The organism is Vibrio sp. 10N.286.51.E5 (genome assembly GCF_041469125.1).
Classification (GTDB): Bacteria; Pseudomonadota; Gammaproteobacteria; order Enterobacterales; family Vibrionaceae; genus Vibrio; species Vibrio crassostreae_C.
Genome location: NZ_JBFRJZ010000045.1, coordinates 12,489 through 32,183, shown reverse-complemented (window position 1 = coordinate 32,183; position 19,695 = coordinate 12,489). Strand labels below are relative to the sequence as shown.

The following is a 19,695-nucleotide window of genomic DNA, read 5'->3' as shown; positions in this document are numbered from 1 at the left end:
CGCCTTAACTTAAACCATCACGAAACTGAGCGGGCGTTTTATTGAGCCAACCTTTAAACGCCCTTCTGAAATTTGCAGGGTCGCTATAACCGAGCCTTTCACCGATGTCATCAATGCTCATGGTTGTGCCGAGTAATAGCTCTTTGGCCAGCTCCACTCGAACTTCGGTAAGCAATATTTGGTAACTGGATTCATGGGTCACTAGCTCTCGCCTGAGTGTACGAGAGCTACAACCAAACTCATCCGCGAGTTGTTCAATATTCGGGAAACTGCCTGCGGTTTGATAAAAGATCGTTTTGATTTGGTTAGTCAGCAGATGCTCAGAGTCCAGCGTTTCCACTATCGACTGGCAAGACGCAAGATAGCGCTTCAGTGTTGCGGCATCATGAGTCAATAAGGTTTGTGATAAAACCGAGGCATCAAAACGCAGTTCACAATGGTTTTGTTCAAAAATCACCGGGCACTGGAAACGCTCGTCATAGAGCTTGGCGTAATTAGGGCGAGCAAAAGGCAAAGCCAAAGTGTGAATATCCAACTCATGACCAGTCAGTTCTTTGAACAAAGAGACGATTGAACTCAAGAAATACTCACTGCAGAAAGGCAGGAGATCGCCCACTTCCAAGGTGTTCTCGATCTGAATCATTGCTTGCTCGGAGTCTAGAAACAATTTAACCGAGAAAATAGGACCGTTCAGGCGCAAATACTTGAAGCCCGACTTGATGGCCTCCCCGACATTTTGACTGGTTGATAGCGCATAACCCAACACACCAAAATGGCTCAAGCTAGCGTGTTCTCCCAACCAAAGCCCCAAGCCATCGTGAGGAAAACTCTGATTAGCCGCGCTAAATAACGCAAGCTTGTCAGCGTAAGTCAGCTTTCCATTCGAGTCTCGCCAATCCATATTCGGCAAACCCACATCATTGAGTAGCCTTTCAATATCGATACCTCGTTGCTCTAACGTATTCAACAGCAGCGCGATATCTAATGTCCCCAACTGATGCCGATGTCCGGTTGGCTTATACTCCGCGATAATCTCCAATAGTCTCTCCTTATATCGAGCCCATTCCCATCAACATGACTACTCAGCTTCAACAACACTACTGACAAAATCGTGATTGACAACGCGCTCTTGTCCGAATATGACCTCCCAATTCTACGCTACTCATCGCACAATGGCTTTAGTTGTTAAATTTATGTGAACTATCGCAATGATAAAAACGAATCCTGCTCCACACAGTTTGATTGATTCTAATGGTCAGCCGATCATTGGACATTTCGATGGCATCCCAAAGCACCTGAACGTCGAGAACTTTGACTACCGAAACTCGATGGATTCAAAAGCAAATCTTTGGCAAAAGCACTTCCACTACAAGCAATTTCAATTTGTCAGCATCGTCACCGAAACGCACATTATTGGCGTGGCAATCGCGGATATTCGCTACTTAGGCTCGGCATTTTGTTATCTGTACGATATTGAAAACAACCATCTAGAAGAGTCATCTTGGTTGAGGCCATTTGGGTTTGATAAACAAGTTACCGCTTCGCCATTTGACGGCACGACAAACATTGCAGGCCAAAGCATCATCTTTAATATTGAAGGCGGGCAATGGCAAGTTCGATTAAATACCAAACTCATCAAGGCCGATATCGCTTTAGAGCCTGAAGCCGACAGCTTGCCCTTGGCGATGTGCAGCCCAACGGGTTATTCAGGTTGGACTTACACCCAAAAGCACAATGCTTTGCGCATCAGCGGTGAAATCCAAATCAAAGGAGAATCACTCGTTCTCGAACAAGCTCGTGCCGGTTATGACTTTTCAGCGGGCTACATGAGACGCGAAACCAGTTGGCGCTGGGCAAGTATCAACACGCAATCCAATGGCACAGATATTGGCCTAAATCTCGCGGCGGGCGTGAATGAAACCGGAGGCTGCGAAAACGTGTTATGGGTCAATGGAACCAGACACTTGCTTAACCCGGTACAGTTTACGTTCAGTCGCCAAGACACGAACTTGCCTTGGCAGATAACATCACAAGATGGACGTATAAACCTGACCTTTACGCCCTTAAATAACCGCAGCGAAAAGCTCAATTTATGGCTGTTAAAGAGTAACTTTCGTCAGTTCATTGGTCACTTTTCTGGCTCGATTGAAGACAACAATGGAGTGACACATCAACTCGATGGTGTTCTTGGCCTAACAGAAGATCACTTTGCTCGCTGGTAACGTAATTCTGCTGATTGAATCTCAGGCGAGCAAGTCTAAGTAAACTTGATACTAAGAACGCGTATGGCGTCTCAACAAGGATAAAACATGAATATCGACGCATTAATCAATCACCCAGAATGGCTACTGCTGGTATTAGCGCCCTTATTCGTGGTGTGCATGTTAGCTGAGTATTTTATCGGTCAGAAGCAAGGTCGACTACCAGATAATTCCAGCTATAAACTTTCAGAAGTGATGTGTAACTTCACGCTTGCGGGAATGCATCAACTCTCCGATTTGCTCACCGGGTTATTGGTCGTTCAGTTGTATCTCTGGATGTTTGGTTGGCGTTTAATGGACATTGAAATGGGCGTGCTGAGTTTTGTTGTATTGATGGTGTTACAAGACTTTTTCTATTACTGGTTCCATAGAGCAAGCCATCGTGTTCGCTGGATGTGGGCCGCGCACGTCGCGCACCACAGTTCAGAACAGATGAACTTCAGTACGGCTTTCCGTCAGAGTTTGATGTACCCATTCGCAGGCATGTGGCTATTTTGGGTACCGCTCGTCATCATAGGTTTTGACCCTAAATGGGTCATCTTTGTAGTGCTTCTGAATCTAGGTTTGCAGTTCTTCGTCCATACACAATGGATACGAAGCTTGGGGCCACTTGAATACATCTTTAACACCCCTTCGCATCATCGAGTACATCACGGCAAAAACCCGCAATACATCGATAAGAACTACGCCGGCGTTTTGATCATTTGGGATAAATTGTTTGGTACGTTCGAGCCTGAAATTGAAACCGTGCGTTACGGCGTCACCAAGCCCGTGAACAGTTTTAACCCGATAGTGGTCACCTTTCAAGAATGGAAGGCCATATTCAAAGATTTGAAGAACCGAGAGTTAACCATGAAACAGAAAGTGCGATTGATACTCTCACCTCCTTCAGACTAATCAAAGCGATCAGGTCTAATACACCTTATGAAAATCGATGAGGTTGAATGCGAGGTCGCTTACCCAGAAATCGCCGTCCAAGTCGGCACCTTGCACGTATCGCTTGTCGCCCATTTCTAAAGTCACAATGTATTTGCCCGCGATGAGCCCCTCTACCATGTAAAAGCCATCGCTCTCAATCTCGCTCGAATACTCGGTGCCTTTCTGGATATGTTTAAAGTGCAGATAAGCACTGTTTTCTAGATCGCCTTCCACTGTGCCATCGACGCCAAATGACACCACCATTTCGATGTGAGCATGAGTTAGCCCGACTTGCTTAGTGTTTACAAACACAGGATTTTGAATCGGCGTGAGGTTAAGGTCGAGTGCCCCTTCATCAATATAGATAGGTAGATTATCTCGAGCCGGAACACTTGAGAATTCAAATAGGCCTTTTGCATCACTGACCGCTCGTTGATCCAAGATTTGTAGGCTTACACCTTGTATAGGCTGTTTGTGGTGATCGTAGACAACGCCCGTCAGCTTAGAATGGTTGTAACGATTCCACTCAACAAACTCACCAATACTTTCATCAAAGTAAGTTTTAGCACCGAATTCTGTCGTCATCTCGACACCGTATCGGTCTTCGGTTCCTTCCAATTTAAAGAGCAAATAAGGATTAACTCGAGCTTCTAAGGAAGCCGTAAACGAAACCTCCTGCTTTTGATAGCGAGCCGATACGTTGGTCGTGAGCTCTTGAAAAACCTCCAACGGATCTAACAGGCACTCTTTGCACGCATTTCTCAGAGACAGCTCCGTTCGTTCATGATGACCAGAGCCATCAACAGTTCCAGAAATATTCCACGACGTATCCGAAAACCCGCTTTTGGCCAAGCCAATAGTGTGTAGATAGTCTTCTTGATGAGAAGCTTTGATGTATCGATAGTCACCGGCGTATGAGACAAACAGATTACGAGCCACTTTCGAGTTCAACTTGGGTTCAACGCTCAACTCATCTTCATCATCCCTTACCGTCAAAAAGGCCGTTAGATTTGCAAGCGACAGGTTGTATTTGAAAACATCGTACTCCATCGACTCTAAGTCCAATTCATCGGTTTTATTGAGCTCTATCGATGCCGACTGATCACCATTGATCAAAATATCAAACTCCATTGGAAAGCGATTGAACTCAGGTAACCAACCGATATGACCCGCGAACCAATGCGCCGGTAAGTATCGTCCTTGAACACCAATCAAGTCTTTGCCATTTTGCCTCATAAAGGCACTACCCACGGTGAAGTAATCGGCAAGCCCATATTCGAGCGACACAGCGCCAGCTCGGTCTGCACCTTCATTGCCCACCACTTGCACGCCCCACTCGTTGCTTGGCAGAAATGCATCTTCTAAACCGGCGACGGTGATCTCTTCTTCCTGCCAGACACCTTTCGATAAGTAGTAGCGAAACTTGATGGTGTCACCAGGGGAAATGTTATCTTCTTCAACCACGAAACGTCCAAACTCATCAGAGCGATAAGTGGTTTGATAAATGCCATTGACCAAAACATCGATACTGATGTTGGGTTGAGTGGTTCGTTCGAGTTGAAGGTTGCCGAACTCTGTCTGTCGCTTTCGGTTGGTGTAATAGAGCCCATCTTCGAGGGTTTGATTCACGGTAAAGACACTGCCATCTAATAACACATGGCCGACTTCCAAAGAGCCTTCACCGTCATGAGCTTCTACCGCAATGTTGTAATAAACGATGGGGTTATCTTCTCGTGAATCAATCGACAAGCGAGACAAGGAGTGTTCAGTGCTTAATATGGTGTCTGAAATTGCGTAAACATCACCGCCAGTTTCACTGTCGTGATAAACCGAAGTCGCTAACCGAGTCGCCAAACCCACGGCGGCAACAGGTTCGAAAGCTGGCGTGTTTTCAGCTCGTTTGAGATCCTCGGCCTTTTTACGTGATTCATTTTTCATCTTAGAAATAGCGGCTTCCAGTTCAGTCAATGAACTGAATTCTGGAGTAACGGTGAGCCGATAATCATCAATATCCCAACGCACTTTTGCCGGGATACAAGCTTGTAAGCTGTACCAGTGGATGTAAGTTTCTGAGTCGATGACTTGATATTTGATCGACTGGATATTGTTGTCATCGCGATAACAAATGGCTTGTTCGGTATCTAAAATGTACGGAGGAGATTCTCTTCCCACATCTTGAGGCAAATACAGTTCGCAATATCCGCTTTCATCACACTGACCATTCATTTCGAGCAGATAAAAAGCGGCATTGGATATCGAAATGAAGGGTTCTTCGTAGTCATCCATCATGACACGATAAAAGCTATCCCCGACTTTCCCGACTCGAACTTCAACATGGGCTGGATAGAGTTCACTCGCCTCACTTTCTGCTTTAGATTGCGAATACGCACCAAAAGGAAACAGTGAAGCGAGCAACAAAAGTCGCCAAACCATGCAATTGAACACTGGCTTTTACAGAGTCAGCGACAATGAAACGAGCACTACAGAACACATTCGTATAGAGGCTGTTCGTTCTGAACCAGTGAGATCTTTGAGCCTTTTGGGAAAGGCTTGGTTAATTCAGCATTACGAAGTAGCACCACTTTTTCGCTATGCTCGTCTACATTCAATTTCGCAGTAAACTGAAAGTTACCATCGTTTCGAATCTTGATGCTTTGGTTGTCACACGCAAACTTAACATCTTGCACCTGCTCACCTTTCTGAACATACACGGGTACATAACTGTTGATGTGAAAGTTCAGTTGAAAGGCTGAACCATCACTATTGGTTTTACTTGAAGACAACGCAATGTCTGATAGCTCTGCAGCTTTTGCTATTGGGGAAAACCACAAGTAAGCACGATATTCACCATCAGCCATGTCAGCAGGCAGAGCATTCATACGTAAGCGAACCGTGCGTCTTTGATTGGGTTTAAGTTCACGAATTATTGGTGGTGACACTTTAATCCAACTCGCGATATCTTCTGATTGCGCGATATTAGCGTCAGTTCGAACTAAGCCACTCGCCTTTACCGGGCGATAAATCGGTTTTATCTCCAAGCGAATCGGTTGATCTGAATTGTTTTCGACGACGATTTTTTCAGTCACCGAAGTGTCGGCATCCAGCACAAAACGAGTCGGTGCGATAAGTAACTGAGCATAGGCTTGTGTTGTGAAGATTAAGCCGAGAACACATGAGATAAACAACTTCATTTATAATTAACCTCAAAAGGGATTGTACTGGTGTAAAGGCCTGCTGGGTGGTTAGCGCCGATTTTCACTTTGGCACCAATACACAATAATTTGCTTCTTCCATTCCCTTTGATTTTGGCTCTACCACGCTTTGATAAGCCACAACCAAAATAGAACTTTCTAATACGCAGGCGTTTGGATTTACGAGAATGGTTTAGATATTGCTTGGAAGGGAGAGAAACCACGATTTTTTTACCAGGTTCACCTTCAACATAAAAACGAACCACATAAACCTGACTATTGGATGGGTTTGAATCCGCATTCTGGCCCGACCCAGAGATATACATACCCGGAAATTTCACTTCCATATTCTCAGGAATGATTTCTAGCGCATGAAAAGGGCTGGAGTAAATCATCAGACCAATATAAATCGCGTATTTTAATAGAACACTCATAGTAAAAGCGGCTGCTTTATAGCAGCCACAATATTACACTGGTTTCATTTAATTACTGGTAAGTTACATCTACTGCAACGTTAGCAGTATATGTACCAGCAACTAATGTCGCACTTGAAGTACGTGCAGTACCACCAATATTAAGAGCCGCAGTACCACCGGTAAGAGTAATAGCGTTATTAAAGTCGAATTCAGCTGCAATCGTATTTACGCCGTTAACCAAGTTAGTATCAGAAATACTTACTGTTACTGCATCACCAGATTCTCCAGAAAGAGTAAATGCCGCAGCTCCAGCATCACCTTGAGCGATAACAACGTCCGTTGTGTTGTCTGAAGTGATGATACCGAAGTCAAGATCACTTGTTTTTGTCATTGTAATTGCTTGTTTTACTTCTAGTGTTGCATCAAAAGTGTCACTCACAGCGAAAACGTTCGCTGAAGAGATAGAAAGTGCAGATACAGCAACAACCTTAAAGACTTTGTTCATTTCTTTAATCCTTTATATAAAATCGGCTTTATTATTAGGGTTACCTAATAGTCAATCAAAGTTAACAATTAAGTAACAACAATCCTATTTAGAAAATATATATATTGACACTTATTTATAAAGAAATGAGGCGCAGTGAGAATAAGATCACGCAAATTGATATAAATAACACTAACAATAATAATGGTATTGAATCATTTCCACCAATTATATATAAAACTGGTTTTACACTTAATTCCTTTGTTTTTGTACGTAATTATCCTTATAAAAAGACCTTAATTAAAGTAGCTCTAAAATAAAGAGCAAGAATAAAGGACAAGAATAAACCCTTATTATATTCAGGTTAATTACTATATAGATCACCGTATTGCAATTCAGTCTCAGAAGTGGAACACACTGACAATTAAAATAAATTGTAATAAAAATGAAATATTAGAGTTTTCTTTATATCCAATTCAAACACGGATTATAGAAAGTATTAAAAATGAGACCGACATAACGCTCCAGTCAAATTAACCCCGACAATCATAAATACCAAAAAATCAATTAAATCTAAGGGAATTGTATTGCGAAAAACACCTTGATTGGACAGAGCCAAGACAGGCAAGTGAAGCAGTTTAAACATCTGTGCTACGGATTAAACATCTGCGCTGCGGTTTAGACACAAGCACAGCGGGTTAGCCTCAGGTACAGGTACAGCCGATTAGCCACCAGTCAAAAACAACGAGGTGTTTCTAATCACACGGCTTTAGAGTAAAAGGCAAACAAACTCATTCGCGGTAAACCTGAAACCCGACTCATCGCCTTACAACAGCTAAAGTGAAAAGATAGGTAAAAAAGAGGTACACTGGCAGAATTGTGACCATAGAAAAGCCACAATTGGATTCAAAACCTTCCCTACCGACTCGATTGAATAGTAAAGCACCGTTTTCCAGCAATTTATTTGTGATCTGGGTTGCACGCGTACCGCATACTATCAGATACTGAACAAAACTAACCTTCAGCCACAGTAAACGTTCCGCGCTTGCTGTTCAGGAAATTCAATGAGTTCAGATAATCAGCCGACCTACTTCTTTTTCGATTACGAAACGTGGGGCGTTAGCCCAGCAAAAGACCGTCCGAGTCAATTTGCGGGTGTTCGTACCGACCAAGATTTTAATGTTATTGGAGAGCCTCTGGTTATCTATTGCCAACCTCCCGCTGATTACCTCCCTGCGCCTGAAGCTGCACTGATCACCCGTATCACACCACAAAAAGCGGCTTCACAAGGTCTTCCTGAACCAGAGTTTATCGCTAAGATCCATGCTGAGTTAGCCAAACCAAACACCACAAGCCTTGGCTACAACAGTATTCGATTCGATGATGAGGTAACGCGTTACACCTGTTACCGAAACTTCATCGACCCATATGCGTGGAGTTGGCAGAACGGCAACTCGCGTTGGGATCTGTTAGATGTAATGCGCGCTGTTCACGCACTGCGCCCTGAAGGCATTGTTTGGCCAGAGAACGAAGAAGGTTATCCAAGCTTCAAACTGGAACACCTATCTGTGGCAAACGGCATTGAACATGAGAACGCGCACGATGCGATGGCCGATGTTATTGCGACCATCGAACTGGCTAAGAAGTTAAAGGCTGCACAACCTAAGATGTTCGATTACCTCTACAACATGCGTCATAAGCGTAAGCTGAATGACCTGGTTGATATTGTAAACATGACACCATTGATGCACGTTTCGGGCATGTTTGGCCGTGACTGCAACTACACAAGTTGGATTGTGCCTATGGCTTGGCACCCAACCAATCAAAATGCCGTTATCGTGGTTGATTTAGCCAAAGATCCAAGCCCACTGTTAGAACTGGACGCTGATGAACTCAGAGACAGACTCTACACCAAACGCAGTGAACTGGGTGAAGACGAGCTACCCGTACCAATCAAATTGGTTCAACTGAACAAGTGCCCTATTCTTGCTCCAGCTAAAACGCTGACGGCTGAAAATGCCGAAACCATCGGTATTGATCGCCAGCAATGCTTGAAGAACTTGGCACTGCTGCGCGAACACCCAGAGATCCGCGAAAAACTGATCGGCCTGTACTCACAAGAGCGCGAGTACGAAAAGAGTGATGATGTTGATACACACCTTTATGACGGTTTCTTCTCACCTGCTGATAAAACAGCGATGAACATCATTCGCGAAACTGACCCAAATAACTTGGCAGCTTTAGATATCACCTTCGGTGATGAACGTATTAAACCGTTACTGTTCCGTTACCGTGCTCGTCATTTCCCATGGACGCTCGACGAAGCTGAGCAATTGAAATGGGCGAACCATTGTCGTGAGTTTTATGAAAGCCGTTTAGAAGAGTACATGCTCAACCTTGAAAACCTCGCGCATGAACATGAAAGCGACGAGAAGAAAATGGCTATCTTGAAGGCGGTTTATCAATACGTAGAAAAGTTAGCTAGCTAATTCCATTATCAAGAGACGTAACACTTTGAAAGAAAGATTGATCCAACTGGTTTACTGCTTAATCTCCTTCACCTTAATCATAGGTGCACTTACAGCAGGTAACGCGTTACAGCACTTTTTGGATACCTCAATCCCTGGCAGTATTTTTGGCATGTTGATTCTGTTTGCCGCCATGGTGATTGGTATTGTTCCTTCGCACTGGGTACAACCCGGCGCAAGCTTGATTATCCGCCTAATGATCTTACTGTTTGTTCCGATCAGTGTTGGGTTGATGGATCACTTCGACATGCTCATCGCGAACGCATTGCCAATTATGGCGAGCGCCGTTGGTGGCACGTTGCTGGTGTTGGTGTCCTTATCATGGTTTTTAGACCGCTTGCTTTCGAGAGGTAACTGATCATGTGGATTCTACTCACCATCGTGGTATTCCTGTTTGCTCGCTGGGTAAGTCAAAAAGTAAACTCACCGCTGTGTAATCCCCTGCTGATCAGCATTGGTATCATCATTCCGATACTCACGTTCTTCAAAGTACCGTTTGAGACTTACTATGCCGACAACACCTGGATTACCTACATGCTTCAGCCTGCGGTTGTTGCACTTGCTTACCCGCTTTATGAACAGCTACCTCAAATCAGAGCCAACTGGCGCATTATTACCTTTGCTTGCACGCTAGGCAGTGTGATGTCGATGACAACGACAGCATTAATCGCAGTGGCTTTTAAAGCGGACTTAACTTTGATTGCGAGTTTATTAGGTAAGTCAGTCACCACACCAATTGCGATGGAAGTATCGAGCCATTTAGGTGGTGAAGCAGCAATTGCGGCAATACTGGTATTGATTGTTGGTCTGTTTGGGGCAATTTTTGCTTACCCAATCTACAATCTCATTGGTATTAAGAGCCCTATCGCGCGTGGTTTAACCATGGGTACTGTGTCTCACGCTTTAGGCACGGCAACCTGTGCTGAAAAGAATCAGGAAGATGCTGCATTCAGTTCGTTGGCATTGGTTCTTTGTGGGGTTATCACCTCAATCATTGCACCGAGTATATTTTCGCTCGTGGTTTGGTTCTATTCTTAACCACTTTGATTACAGTTTATACGCGCTCTAATAGATGAGTTGGTAAATAGCTAAACTCACTGGTTCGCGACTTTTAGGCGTTACAGATATCAATAAGCCCAAGCATAACCTGATTATTTCAGTGATAGCTTGGGCTTTTTTCTCTCATTTATTCATCAATACGTGACAAACCAAACTCAATTTCAAGCAATAAGTGCGATATCAATGGTAGTTTTTACTCTTGCAATCGATTTCATCTGTGACCTCACTCTAATTATGCAAACCAATGTAACAACAACAACGCAGTGGTGATCAAAGTCACAGAAAATTCCTGAGCATTGCATAGAATTAAAGCCTAAGGTCAATTAAGGATTCAACATGAACAGTCGTATTACCCTGGCGCTGGAAAGTGCTCCAACAGCAATCAAAGCACTTTTGAGTGACATCGTATTAGCAGACAACTTTGACGCGACATTGTCTCCAGAACAATTTGCTAGCCTACTGCAAGCAAGTGGTTTAGCGGATGACGAGCTACGTATTGCGCTACTTCCTTTTGCCGCAGCCTATTCTTACGCTCCGTTATCTGACTTTTATGTTGGTGCAATCGTGCGTGGTTTGTCTGGCACTCTGTATTTTGGTGCAAACCTTGAAATCACTGGTGCTCAACTTGGCCAAACAGTACACGCTGAGCAATCTGCAATCAGCCACGCTTGGATGAAAGGCGAACAAGGTATTTCTGATATCACCATCAACTTCAGCCCTTGTGGTCACTGTCGTCAATTCATGAACGAACTGACCACAGCAAAAGAACTTAAAGTTCAGCTTCCACAACGTGATGAAATGTCTCTGCAAGAGTACCTACCAGACTCATTCGGCCCTGCTGACTTAGGTGTGACGACTGGCCTAATGACTAAGCTTGATCATAAACACACGACTGAAGAAACAACGCCTATTGTTGTAGAAGCGCTAGCAGCACTAAACCGCAGCCATGCTCCTTACACCAAAAACCTAAGTGGTGTTTCACTGCAATTGACGTCGGGTGAGATTTTCACCGGTGCTTACGCTGAAAACGCAGCGTTCAACCCGAGCTTACCTCCTCTACAAGTGGCGTTGATTCAACTTAAACTGGCTGGCTTCGATTTTGAACAGATTGAAAGTGCAGCGTTGGTTGAAATTGCCGAAGGTAGCATCAGTCACCTAGCGGACACGCAGTCTACATTAGAAGCGATTAATCCCGATATTCCAGTGACTTACTTAGCAATCTAAGTACATCTAATTAACAAAATTTTAAATAAGCAGCCCTATTTAACAGGGCTGCTTTTTTTATACCTGTAATTAACGAAACAACTTGCGCAAACGTTTGCTTTTGTCATTGAAATAAGTATGATCACCCCGTTTTCAATCAATTGTTCAAAAGATCGGAAGGAATTTCTATGTTTGGTACTGCTACTCGTGAAAATGCTACTCGTGTACTTCTATTAGGTTCAGGTGAACTCGGCAAAGAAGTTGCTATCGAGTGCCAACGTTTAGGTTTGGAAGTTATTGCTTGTGACCGTTATGCAGACGCACCCGCAATGCAAGTTGCGCATCGTAGCCATGTATTAGACATGTTAGACGGCGATGCACTTCAAGCGATCATTGAACTAGAAAAGCCAGATTATGTGGTTCCTGAAATTGAAGCTATTGCCACCAGCAAGTTGGTAGAGCTAGAAGCACAAGGCTTAAATGTCGTTCCAACTGCGAATGCGACCAAGCTAACGATGAACCGCGAAGGTATCCGTCGTCTAGCCGCAGAAGAACTAAAACTGAGCACTTCTCCTTACCGCTTTGCAGACACCTTTGAAGATTTCTCAGCAGCCGTTGAATTTGTCGGTATGCCTTGCGTTGTTAAGCCGGTAATGAGCTCTTCAGGTAAAGGTCAAAGCGTTATCAAAACAGAAGAAGACATTCAGAAGTCTTGGGACTACGCACAAGAAGGCGGTCGTACTGGCGCAGGTCGTGTGATCGTTGAAGGCTTCATCGACTTTGATTACGAGATCACCCTTCTAACCGTTCGCGCAGTCGACGGTGTTCACTTTTGTGCGCCTATCGGTCACCGCCAAGAAGACGGAGATTACCGTGAATCATGGCAGCCACAAGTGATGTCAGACAATGCACTTAAAGCCGCGCAATACACGGCTGAACAAGTGGTTAACGCACTAGGTGGTCACGGTATCTTTGGTGTCGAGCTGTTTGTTAAAGGCGATCACGTTATCTTCAACGAAGTATCCCCTCGCCCACACGATACTGGCTTAGTGACTCTTATGTCTCAAGACTCATCGGAATTCGCACTGCACGTACGCGCCTTTACTGGTATGCCGATCAAATCCATCACTCAATACGGCCCATGTGCATCAGCGGTTATTCTGGGCCAAGGCACTTCAACCAACATTCGTTTTGAAGGTCTTACAGAGGCGCTAGACGCACCACAGACGCAAGTTCGCTTGTTTGGTAAACCTGATATCGATGGTCGCCGTCGTTTAGGTGTGGCGCTTACTCGTCGCAACAGCACTGAGACAGCGATTGAAGATGCAATTGAGAGTGCTTCTAAAGTAAAAGTAATTTACTAACCTGCTATTCAATTCTGAACAATCACGATTTCAAATCTGAACAATAAAAAAGACGGGCTATCGAGCCCGTCTTTTTGTTGGTGTTATCTGTTGGCTTAACTAAGCAGACTGAACTTAAGCGTCTGACTCAATCAAATACACTTCTTCACAGAAGCGAGACAAACCTTTCTTAGCAATCTTCGGATGTTCATCGTTCGCTATATCTTGATTCAACAATGTAATTTTGTATCCTACAAACAATTGAGCAATCTCTAACTTAGGTACGCTAAACGGAGGTCCCGCCATCTCGCTTTGATCATAATCCAGAGTCACCAGAAGGATCTTACCACCCGGTTTCAGTAGTTGTTTCAAACGCTCGACATACTGCACTCGCATCTCTTCAGGCAATGCCACTAAAGAAGCTCGGTCATAAATAATGTCAACAGGCTGAATAGGCGCTGTGAAGTAGTCTCCCGTGTAAACACTCAATTCATCGAATTGGTAAAGCTCATGCTGACCACTGATTTGAGTCACCGTCGGCGTGTAAAAATGCTCTGAGAAAAATGCGCGAACCGCAATCTGGCTTAACTCGACACCTTGAACATCTTCATGCTTTGAAGCTAGCCAAATCAGATCTTCACTTTTGCCACAAAGTGGAACAAACACACTCTTCTCGTAGCTAGGCTCAGTCTTTTCCCAAAATTTAATCAGAAGTGGGTTTACATCTTCGAGGTGGAAACCAATTTGGTTGGCTGCCCATTTATTGTGCCAAAATTCAGGATTATTCATCTTTCGTTCATGTTAAACAGTCATAATGCAAGGGTACAGTATAGAGAGGTAAGAGCAACCTTAGCTTGGTTTAAAGTACTAAATTGATTTCGATAAAATCAGAAACTGGCTAAGTTCAAAGTTCTGATAATTGCGGAACTAACGGTTGGGTTATTTGGCTATATCTTCACATTTTAAAGCAATATTAAACGTTAGAATTGGTTTCTGTCTTAGCTAGCCTCATTTAATATGTAGTGAAATTAGTTAAGCTGTTTTTACTCTTGTGCGTTACTGGTTACCCCTTTTGACTACCCGTTTTTTGTAACCTTGTATTTTGGAGTTTGAATGAGTGTATTTCTCCGTACGACGGCCCTAATGCTTTTGGTATTGAGCCGAGCGCCTGCATTCGCAGCAGCACCTGTTTCAACAAGTTCAACAGATCAAACGCGCACTCCTGCGCAAAACCAAGTATCTTCAAACGTATTCCGTCATAGTTTGAGCGGCCTTTACGGCATCAAGGCCTTCGACTCACGCCCGACTCAGCCTTACACCGACTTCGATATTTTGTACAGCAAAGCGCATCAAGGCCAAGCTGAACTAGAAACTATCTGTAAAAGTACTGCCCTACTCACCAATTCTGAAGCGCTATTTGCTGGCGTTAAATCTCAAGCTCGCGCAGAAGAAAAAATCGCCCTTGAGCTTGATGGTGATGTGACAAAAATTACCGACTTAGCCCGTGCAACTATCATCGCGAACGATGTAGAGAGCTTGGTTGAAGTTTACGAAGCGCTAAGCCGTGAAGCAGACGTTGTTAAGCTGAAAAATAAGTTTAAATCGCCGGCTGACTCTGGTTACCGTGACCTTAACTTGTTGGTTCGTTTGCCTAAAACCAACATCATTGCAGAGGTTCAACTTCACTTAAAAGCGATTGCTGACGTGAAAAGTGGTCCTGAGCACGAGCTGTACGAAATTATCCAAGGCATTGAGCGTCACGCAATTGCAGAACATCGCCCAATCAACGATATCGAAGCGGCACAAATCAATAGCCTACGACGCCAATCTTTAGAGCTTTACCAACAAGCATGGCAACCGTACATTACAACGCACATTAAAGCGGCTTAACACATAGATAGGCTATTCCAATAAACATCACAAGGGCTGCACTCGCAGCCCTTTTTAGTACTTGTTGAGTAGCCTCTCCACTTCCTATCCCAAATAATCAGATCGTTTAAATTTAGATCTCAGTATCTTTTCTCCGTCGAACATTTCTGTTTCTATAGCGAATAAGCTTCTGACAAGAAAAGGAATTACGTCAATCCAGAATAACAAATCCATGCTTTCCATCGCGCTACTTGCTGCGTTTTCTGTACACGCTAGTGCTGACGAATGCGGAAAGATCACCATTGCAGACATGAACTGGAACTCGGCGAGCCTATTGCTCATGTCGACCAATTCATTTTGAATAACGGCTACGGCTGTGAAGCGGACTTAATCCCCGGTGATAGCGTCCCTACGGGCACGTCAATGATTGAAAAAGGTCAACCTGATGTTGCGCCAGAGCTTTGGACTAATGGCATCAAAGAAGCGTTGGATAAGGGTGTTGCGGATAAGCGTCTACGTTACGCGGGCAAGTCTTTGGTCAACGGCGGTGAAGAAGGTTTCTGGGTACCAAACTACCTTGTTGAACAGTACCCAGAGCTTACAACCATTGAAGGTGTGATTAAAAACGCAAAGCTGTTTGAACACCCAGAAGATGATGAGAAGTTTGCGTTTTATAGCTGCCCTGCGGGTTGGACTTGTCAGATTACCTCCGGTCACCTGTTCGATGCGCTTAAGTTAGAAGATCACAATTTTGAAATGGTTGATCCCGGCTCAGGCGCCGCTTTAGCAGGTACGATAGCGAAAGCTTACGAACGCAAAAAAGCATGGTTTGGATATTACTGGTCGCCTACGCCTGTGCTAGGTAAGTATGAAATGGTGAAGGTTGATTTCGGAAGTGGTACTGACATTGAGGAATTCCGTAACTGTACGACACAACCTGATTGTGAATCTCCTAAAGTGACCATGTATCCACCAGCACCGGTTCACGCAATCACCACAGAAGCCTTTGCTAATAACGAACCTCTTGCCTACCAATACTTTGAAAAGCGTGGTTTTACCAATAAACAAATGAGTGAGTTGCTGGCCTGGATGGAAGACAACCAAGCCGACGCCGAAGAAGCCATGTATTACTTTCTAGAAAGCTCACCACAGGTATGGAAGCCTTGGGTGTCTGAAGACATCGCAAGTAAGGTTCAACAAGCCCTTTAGAGTGAAGATTCAAAGTCAGAGGCCTAGCCTCTGTTTTCGCATCTAAAGCAAGTTCTTACCGGACAGTAAATAGATGGAGTTTGAGAAAGGTTACTAAAAATTAAAGAAATGCGTTTAGCTTAAACTCTATGCAGATACAAAAAGACCACGCTAGGCGTGGTCTATTGCTTGGCTACTTCTCGATTTTAATATTTTCGACACGGGCCTTTAGTTTTTGTCCCGGTCTAAAAGTAACAACACGTCGAGCAGAAATTGGAATGTCTTCACCAGTTTTCGGGTTACGACCAGGTCGCTCGTTTTTCTCGCGAAGATCAAAATTACCAAAACCAGACAGTTTTACCTGTTCGCCATTTTCGAGCGCTTTACGAACTTCTTCGAAAAACACTTCCACCGTTTCCTTGGCATCCCGCTTGCTGTATCCGAGTGTCTCAAACAGGTTCTCAGCCAAATCGGCCTTCGTGAGTGCCATAAAACTTTCCTCAAAGCTATGTTAAACATTGCTACCATCGCCAGTAGCGCCAAAGCATTTACCCTATTCAATCAATGAGATAAGGTCATTTACAAGGAAAGTGTATGCCAAGCTTCTGATTTTCGCCAACTTTTTTATCTTAACTATTTAATTATTCTTTCAAATCAGAAAGATAACTCGCTTCAAATTTCACATATATAGCTAAAAACCATCTACTCAACAGTAACGAAATGGAGTTATATTCCATACAAACAACCATTAATAGAATTTAAAACTTTAGCGAACTAAATAATAATTTTTGAGACTTTTCTCCGATACCCAATAAAATCAGCCACTTGATTTGATATGGGACTCAACAGAGGTTACTAAATAAGCGTTATTAAATATAAGATTTGTATCATTTCAGAATTTAATTCGAATTCACTTATAAAAGCCTATGTTCTTTTGAGGTTTTCGGTTACAACTTAACAGAGGATGGCTTGACGGAATCAGAACTCGATGAGTGTATCGAAATCAGAATAGAAATGATCGGTCTAGAAATAGACGATGATCTTGAGAGCCAGTTACTTGCGTGTATGGTTAGTTGATTGCTTAGTAAGTTGGTTATTTAAATAACTTCACTTCTTCGACATAGAATAAGACCTCACAAGTGCGAGGTCTTATTTGTCATTCAAAGCTGCTCATGCAATATCAGCTTTCTTCAATCATTTTTGTTCAGCAAGTGTTTGTGTCGCTTTGGTATTCGTTACATTCGCAGGTTTCACAATCAAACCAATCCCGACAAGAAACAGTATTGATGCAACAACCTGAGCCACAGACAGCACCTCATCATACATAAAGTAACCGCTAATCAATGCGAAGATAGGCACTAACAAGGTTAACGGCGCGGTCGTACTTAACGGGTATTGGATTAGCAGCTTATTCCATACCCAATAACCAAATAGCGTGGTTGGGTAAGCTTGAAACAGCACCGCAATCGTCGTGTTCCAATCCCATTGTTCGATGCCCTGCCAGATTATTTGGTCACCGTGTAACATCACGGCAAATAACACTAATGGCACTGGAGCAAACAGCATCCCCCAGACATTGAACGCAAAAGCTTGAGTGGTTTTCGATGCCTTAACAATCACGCCCATCAAGGTCCAACTGCACGCCGCAATCATAATCAAGATCACGCCATTAACGGTGACATTACCCGTAGCTGCTGATACCAATACCGCCAACGCACACATGGCTAGCATCGCACCCAATAACTTACGAACGGAAACACTCTCCTTGAACACCCACACGCCAACCGCCATGCCGATTAATACGTTGGTTGAAAGTAAGACCGATGAAAGCCCAGACGATAAACCAGCAGTGATCGACCATGAAGCCATCCCCCAGATACCCACACCGAACACAAAGCCATAACTGACTAAGTAGCGCCAAGCAACAGGCGATCAGCATGTCGACCGTGGTGAGCTGCTACCAAAAACTGGAATCACAAGGTTGGATTCATTCTCGACCGCAAGCGGGATATTTTGTTTCTCCTCATAAACCTGCTCACTCAACCCCAGAGTGGGCACAGTTTGAGAGTAAGGTGTCCAGCGTTAGGCAAACGTCATCGACTCACAACTCAATCAACGGACCTTTAGGGGTTTCGAGCACCACCAATGATGAGCAGTCAATCGTTGAACTGGAACGAAGTTTTCGTCGCGCTATTAGGCGTATGAGCAACAGGCTTAACCATTACCCAGATACACAAGGTGAGCCGATTTTACGACAGGCATTATCCACTCATTTTGCCAAGCTCGATGTGCACTTTTCACCTGAAGAGATGGTGATTACGGCTGGCTGTATGTCTGCGATTAAGGCCGCACTTGAATCTTGCACTAAAGAAGGCGACACCATCGCTATTAGCTCGCCATGTTTCAACGGTATTCTGGAATTGCTCGGACAAATGTCGCGAAAAATCATCGAGATCCCGTCTCTAGATGATGGTGTCGACTTGCAACAACTGGAAGCGCATTTGAAAAATAAACAAGTCGATGCCGCGATCTTTTGTACCTCTCATATGAACCCTCAAGGGATCAACATGTAAGCCACTCAAAAGCAGAAACTGGCTGAATTAGCGAATCACTATCGAGTGCCGATCATTGAAGATGATGTGTATCTGGAACTGTCCTACTCCTCACACACGCCGCTCCCCGCGAAATACTACGACAAAGGCGGTTTTGTCTTATGGTGTGGATCAGTATCGAAAAGTTTGTCACCGAGTTACCGTTTGGGATGGTGCTTGCCGGGCAGGTTTATCAACGAATACAAGGCTCAGTTCTCAGCTGCGAGCTACAGCGTTGCCCTGCCCACTCAGCTTGCGGTTGCTGACTTTATTGGATCTGGCCAATACGCTAAGCACGTGAGGAGAAGATGCACTCAGATCTTGTCTTTGCGCCAACAATACCTAAGTTATTTGGCTCAGCACCTTCCTCAAGATGTGAAGATAAGTAATCCACTAGGTGGCATGGTGCTTTGGCTGCAAATCCCAAGCTTGAACCAGTCAGCCTTTGCTCAGGGCATTACCGAGAAGAACATTGATATTAGGCTTGGACACCTGTTCAGCACTCTCGACCTTTACAGCAATTGCTTACGCATCAATATTGGGTATTCGTTAGAGGGTGGAGCCAAGCAGCAATTGGATGCCTTAATCGAGCTTATCCATATTCACAGCTAATAGCACGTAGCACGTAGCACGTAGCCTTTCAA

15 protein-coding genes and 4 pseudogenes are annotated in these 19,695 nt (G+C 44.1%); 11 read left to right on the top strand and 8 right to left on the bottom strand.

Annotation, left to right across the window (positions count from 1 at the left end; all coding sequences use genetic code 11):
• Positions 1-4: 4 nt before the first annotated feature.
• Complete coding sequence (locus AB4161_RS16240; protein WP_372083636.1) at positions 5-1,039, bottom strand: AraC family transcriptional regulator; 1,035 nt, start codon at positions 1,037-1,039, stop codon at positions 5-7.
• A 169-nt stretch (positions 1,040-1,208) separates the two neighbouring features.
• On the opposite strand from AB4161_RS16240, the gene AB4161_RS16235 reads away from it, so the two are divergent.
• Both AB4161_RS16235 and AB4161_RS16230 read left to right on the top strand, forming a co-directional pair.
• On the top strand, positions 1,209-2,222 hold the full coding sequence (locus AB4161_RS16235; protein ID WP_372083635.1) for a DUF2804 domain-containing protein: 1,014 nt from the start codon (positions 1,209-1,211) through the stop codon (positions 2,220-2,222).
• Between the two features lie 87 nt (positions 2,223-2,309).
• Positions 2,310-3,158, top strand: a complete 849-nt coding sequence (locus tag AB4161_RS16230; RefSeq protein WP_372083634.1) for a sterol desaturase family protein — start codon at positions 2,310-2,312, stop codon at positions 3,156-3,158.
• Between the two features lie 15 nt (positions 3,159-3,173).
• On the opposite strand, the gene AB4161_RS16225 is transcribed toward AB4161_RS16230, so the two are convergent.
• Genes AB4161_RS16225 through AB4161_RS16210 form a run of 4 tightly spaced genes read right to left on the bottom strand, consistent with a single transcriptional unit; the run spans position 3,174 to position 7,291 of the window.
• Complete coding sequence (locus AB4161_RS16225) at positions 3,174-5,612, bottom strand: carboxypeptidase-like regulatory domain-containing protein (RefSeq protein ID WP_372083633.1); 2,439 nt, start codon at positions 5,610-5,612, stop codon at positions 3,174-3,176.
• Between the two features lie 47 nt (positions 5,613-5,659).
• Complete coding sequence (locus AB4161_RS16220) at positions 5,660-6,370, bottom strand: molecular chaperone (protein WP_017090896.1); 711 nt, start codon at positions 6,368-6,370, stop codon at positions 5,660-5,662.
• Positions 6,367-6,804, bottom strand: coding sequence for a DUF4402 domain-containing protein (locus AB4161_RS16215; RefSeq protein WP_054546464.1), 438 nt, complete (start codon positions 6,802-6,804; stop codon positions 6,367-6,369). The genes AB4161_RS16220 and AB4161_RS16215 overlap by 4 nt, the downstream gene beginning before the upstream one ends.
• A 52-nt stretch (positions 6,805-6,856) precedes the next feature.
• Positions 6,857-7,291, bottom strand: a complete 435-nt coding sequence (locus AB4161_RS16210) for a DUF4402 domain-containing protein (protein ID WP_004734871.1) — start codon at positions 7,289-7,291, stop codon at positions 6,857-6,859.
• 1,043 nt (positions 7,292-8,334) lie between these two features.
• Here AB4161_RS16210 and sbcB point away from each other — a divergent pair.
• The 5 genes from sbcB (at position 8,335) to purT (ending at position 13,424) form a co-directional block, all read left to right on the top strand.
• Positions 8,335-9,759, top strand: coding sequence for an exodeoxyribonuclease I (sbcB, locus tag AB4161_RS16205; protein ID WP_017091224.1), 1,425 nt, complete (start codon positions 8,335-8,337; stop codon positions 9,757-9,759).
• Positions 9,760-9,784: 25 nt separating this feature from the next.
• Positions 9,785-10,156 carry a CidA/LrgA family protein gene (locus tag AB4161_RS16200; protein ID WP_004734867.1) on the top strand — a complete coding sequence of 124 codons (372 nt, stop codon included), beginning with the start codon at positions 9,785-9,787 and terminating at the stop codon, positions 10,154-10,156.
• Positions 10,157-10,158: 2 nt separating this feature from the next.
• Positions 10,159-10,836 carry an LrgB family protein gene (locus tag AB4161_RS16195; RefSeq protein WP_004734865.1) on the top strand — a complete coding sequence of 226 codons (678 nt, stop codon included), beginning with the start codon at positions 10,159-10,161 and terminating at the stop codon, positions 10,834-10,836.
• 357 nt (positions 10,837-11,193) lie between these two features.
• Entirely contained in the window at positions 11,194-12,081 is an 888-nt protein-coding gene (cdd, locus tag AB4161_RS16190; RefSeq protein WP_372083632.1) for a cytidine deaminase, read from the top strand.
• Positions 12,082-12,248: 167 nt separating this feature from the next.
• Entirely contained in the window at positions 12,249-13,424 is a 1,176-nt protein-coding gene (purT, locus tag AB4161_RS16185) for a formate-dependent phosphoribosylglycinamide formyltransferase (RefSeq protein ID WP_017059132.1), read from the top strand.
• 114 nt (positions 13,425-13,538) lie between these two features.
• Here purT and AB4161_RS16180 read toward each other — a convergent pair whose 3' ends face one another.
• The gene (locus tag AB4161_RS16180) at positions 13,539-14,192 is read right to left on the bottom strand and encodes a thiopurine S-methyltransferase (protein ID WP_372083630.1); all 654 of its coding nucleotides are present in this window, start codon (positions 14,190-14,192) and stop codon (positions 13,539-13,541) included.
• Positions 14,193-14,516: 324 nt separating this feature from the next.
• Here AB4161_RS16180 and AB4161_RS16175 point away from each other — a divergent pair, with 324 nt between their 5' ends.
• Positions 14,517-15,293 (top strand): RelA/SpoT domain-containing protein, encoded by a 777-nt coding sequence (locus tag AB4161_RS16175; protein WP_017059130.1) that lies wholly within the window; start codon positions 14,517-14,519, stop codon positions 15,291-15,293.
• Between the two features lie 211 nt (positions 15,294-15,504).
• A pseudogene (locus AB4161_RS16170) lies at positions 15,505-16,481 on the top strand (ABC transporter substrate-binding protein).
• Between the two features lie 172 nt (positions 16,482-16,653).
• Here AB4161_RS16170 and ihfA read toward each other — a convergent pair.
• The gene (ihfA, locus tag AB4161_RS16165; protein WP_004734853.1) at positions 16,654-16,950 is read right to left on the bottom strand and encodes an integration host factor subunit alpha; all 297 of its coding nucleotides are present in this window, start codon (positions 16,948-16,950) and stop codon (positions 16,654-16,656) included.
• 449 nt (positions 16,951-17,399) lie between these two features.
• Here ihfA and AB4161_RS16160 point away from each other — a divergent pair.
• Positions 17,400-17,537 (top strand): annotated as a pseudogene (locus AB4161_RS16160) (GTP-binding protein); the annotation flags it as partial.
• Positions 17,538-17,654: 117 nt separating this feature from the next.
• Here the strand turns inward: AB4161_RS16160 and AB4161_RS16155 are convergent.
• Positions 17,655-18,386: pseudogene (locus tag AB4161_RS16155) on the bottom strand (DMT family transporter); the annotation flags it as partial.
• Here AB4161_RS16155 and AB4161_RS16150 point away from each other — a divergent pair.
• Positions 18,377-19,663: pseudogene (locus tag AB4161_RS16150) on the top strand (PLP-dependent aminotransferase family protein); the annotation flags it as partial. The pseudogenes AB4161_RS16155 and AB4161_RS16150 sit on opposite strands and share 10 nt — an antisense overlap.
• Positions 19,664-19,695 lie beyond the last annotated feature (32 nt).

Coding starts and splice junctions, on each gene's coding strand:
- AB4161_RS16235 (WP_372083635.1), top strand. CDS start 1,209: ATGATAAAAACGAATCCTGCTCCACACAGTTTGATTGATTCTAATGGT.
- AB4161_RS16230 (WP_372083634.1), top strand. CDS start 2,310: ATGAATATCGACGCATTAATCAATCACCCAGAATGGCTACTGCTGGTA.
- AB4161_RS16225 (WP_372083633.1), bottom strand. CDS start 5,612: ATGGTTTGGCGACTTTTGTTGCTCGCTTCACTGTTTCCTTTTGGTGCG.
- AB4161_RS16220 (WP_017090896.1), bottom strand. CDS start 6,370: ATGAAGTTGTTTATCTCATGTGTTCTCGGCTTAATCTTCACAACACAA.
- AB4161_RS16215 (WP_054546464.1), bottom strand. CDS start 6,804: ATGAGTGTTCTATTAAAATACGCGATTTATATTGGTCTGATGATTTAC.
- AB4161_RS16210 (WP_004734871.1), bottom strand. CDS start 7,291: ATGAACAAAGTCTTTAAGGTTGTTGCTGTATCTGCACTTTCTATCTCT.
- sbcB (WP_017091224.1), top strand. CDS start 8,335: ATGAGTTCAGATAATCAGCCGACCTACTTCTTTTTCGATTACGAAACG.
- AB4161_RS16195 (WP_004734865.1), top strand. CDS start 10,159: ATGTGGATTCTACTCACCATCGTGGTATTCCTGTTTGCTCGCTGGGTA.
- cdd (WP_372083632.1), top strand. CDS start 11,194: ATGAACAGTCGTATTACCCTGGCGCTGGAAAGTGCTCCAACAGCAATC.
- purT (WP_017059132.1), top strand. CDS start 12,249: ATGTTTGGTACTGCTACTCGTGAAAATGCTACTCGTGTACTTCTATTA.
- AB4161_RS16180 (WP_372083630.1), bottom strand. CDS start 14,192: ATGAATAATCCTGAATTTTGGCACAATAAATGGGCAGCCAACCAAATT.
- AB4161_RS16175 (WP_017059130.1), top strand. CDS start 14,517: ATGAGTGTATTTCTCCGTACGACGGCCCTAATGCTTTTGGTATTGAGC.
- ihfA (WP_004734853.1), bottom strand. CDS start 16,950: ATGGCACTCACGAAGGCCGATTTGGCTGAGAACCTGTTTGAGACACTC.